We start from the raw sequence: 2,422 nt of genomic DNA on the forward strand, positions 1-2,422 counted from the left end.
ATCGACAAGCCGGTAGCCGGTGCCGTTACCAGCAACCCGTTAGCAGGTGCGGTGACGGCCAGACCCGTGCTCGTGATGGCCAGACCACCGGCCGGCGGCGTGATCGACAAGCCGGTAGCCGGTGCCGTTACCAGCAACCCGTTAGCAGGTGCGGTGATGGCCAGACCCGTGCTGGTGATGCTCAGGTTACCTGATGAGTCGGTATTTAAGGCTACATTCTGGCTACCAAAGATTTTTATACGTGCTTTATCTGGATTGTCTTGAAAAATTTTATAGTTTGGCACAAGCTTCCTCCTTCCTATGGTAAATTTTTACGTTTTGCTATAGGATATTCTTCATAATTGTGGAAGGTCACAGGCCCTGTGCATAAATTAACAAAAAAACTATTTACTGAACGAGGTATGAGAGCTCATGGAGTCCAGAATCAGCTTGTGCATGATTGTAAAGGACGAAGAACAAAACATACGCCGCTGCCTTCAAAGTGTGGCCGGGACCGTGGACGAAATAATTGTTGTAGATACGGGCTCTACCGACGGTACTTGCCAAATAGCCAGGGAATTTGGTGCACTGGTTCACTCTTTTCCCTGGAACGACAACTTCAGTGATGCCCGCAATGCCTCGCTTGAACTGGCCACTGGAGACTGGATTTTGTTTTTAGACGCCGATGAAGAACTGGCTCGGGAAAGTAGGGAAGTGCTGCACACTTTGACCGCAAAAGACGATGTGGATGGTTATTTTGTCAAGATAATCAACTATGTAGGCAACGAGGGGTGGGTTGAAACCTGCCCGGATCTGGTCTTCCGTTTATTCCGGAACCGGCCGGACTACCGGTTCCGGGGGGCCATTCACGAGCAAATCGCAGATGTGATCTTGGAACGAAACAGCCAGGCCAGGTACCAGATAGCCGAGGACCTGGTGATCCTGCATTACGGCTACCTGGACCGGCAAATTGAAGCGAAGGATAAAAAGAACCGGAACCTGGCTCTACTCAGCCAGGAGCTAAACCGGAATCCGGACAACCGCCACCTTCGCTATCACTACGGTGTGGAGCTGTACCGGGCGGAAAGGTTTGATGAAGCAGCAGCAGAACTGGTCAGGGCGGCCAATGGTATCGATCCGAACACCATCTACCTGCCCAAACTCCTGCGTTACATCGTGCTGGCCTACCATGCCGCCCGCAAGCCCGAACAGGCTTTAGAAATTGTCCAACTGGGTCTGGAGCTTTTCCCTAACTACGCAGACCTCTATTATTATGGCGGGTTGATCAGCTACGAACAAAAAGATTACGGGCGGGCGTACGAGTTTTTTCAAAAGGCCCTCTCGATGCCCGAACAGCCGGCCCACTACGCTCCTTTCGGCGGGACACGGGGTTTCCGTTCTCTCTACCAGCTTGGACAGCTGGCAGAAGTCTTTTTAAACCACGAAGAAGCCATGCGTTATTATATCTCGAGCCTGAGGGATAATCCCCACTTTACCCCCGCCCTGGAAAGCATCACGCGCCTCTTAAAACCACAAGAAGATCCGGTTTATGCAAAAAAGTGCCTGGAACAGCTTTGTGAATTTTGTACTCCCCAGGCCAACCTCCTGATGGGGCAAATCCTTTTCCGCCAGTCCGCCTACAAGCTTGCCCTGGAATACCTGGAGCGGGGCATGGATCAGCAGGAATCTCCACCGGAAATTCTGTTGTGGAAAGCAATTTGCCTGATCCAGCTGAAGCGTTACCTGGAAGCCCTGCGCATCCTTGAGGGGTTTGGACCTGGCCACCGGCTTTACCCGCTGGCCAAACTGAATCAAATCCTGTGCTTCTGGTTTCAAGGGAATCGCCGGAAAGTACGGCCCCTGGTGGAAGATTTGTTCGCCCTCGGACTTTCCCGGGACACCGGTATGGTGGTGGGCATGTTGAGAGATTCTTCCCAGGGCAGGCGCCATAAGCCCGGGATTACCCTGGGTGATGAGGGGATTTCACTGCTCCTTGATATCGTAATGCGGGCGCTTGATCTGGGCGAGAAAGAACGGGCCGAGTCGCTATTGGACGGTTTATCCCGGGAGTGTCTGAGCAGGAACGCCCGGGCCGTGGGCCAGCTGTTTTACCGGTACGGCCACCTTAAGACCGCAGAATATTACCTGGGTCTTTACCTGGAGACCAACCCGGAATGTCCCGAAACACTTTTTACCCTTGCAGAAATTAAAGAGCGTCAAAACGCCTGCATTGAAGCCGGGGAACTTTATAGACGGGCCCTGGTGCTGGATCCAGCAGAACCGCGGTATTATGTCAGCCTGATCAGACTTTATGAAAAGATGCGCCGGGAAATCCTGCGGGAAGCCATTGATAAATACCCCGAGCTACCTGTTCTACGCAGGCTCTTGGAGGAGGCAACCCGGGAAGCATGACACCAACCGTAGCTTTAGCGATGATCGTGTG

Annotated in this window: 1 protein-coding gene and 1 pseudogene; one reads left to right on the plus strand and one right to left on the minus strand. The window is 52.8% G+C overall.

Annotation, left to right across the window (positions count from 1 at the left end; all coding sequences use genetic code 11):
* Positions 1 to 284: pseudogene (locus ACPLUI_RS13105) on the minus strand (DUF6385 domain-containing protein); the annotation flags it as partial.
* A 127-nt stretch (positions 285 to 411) separates the two neighbouring features.
* Here ACPLUI_RS13105 and ACPLUI_RS13110 point away from each other — a divergent pair.
* Positions 412 to 2,391 carry a glycosyltransferase gene (locus ACPLUI_RS13110; RefSeq protein WP_424660699.1) on the plus strand — a complete coding sequence of 660 codons (1,980 nt, stop codon included), beginning with the start codon at positions 412 to 414 and terminating at the stop codon, positions 2,389 to 2,391.
* The last annotated feature ends 31 nt before the right edge of the window (positions 2,392 to 2,422 follow it).

Source organism: Desulfofundulus sp. (assembly GCF_049701015.1).
In the GTDB taxonomy this organism is placed as follows: domain Bacteria; phylum Bacillota; class Desulfotomaculia; order Desulfotomaculales; family Desulfovirgulaceae; genus Desulfofundulus.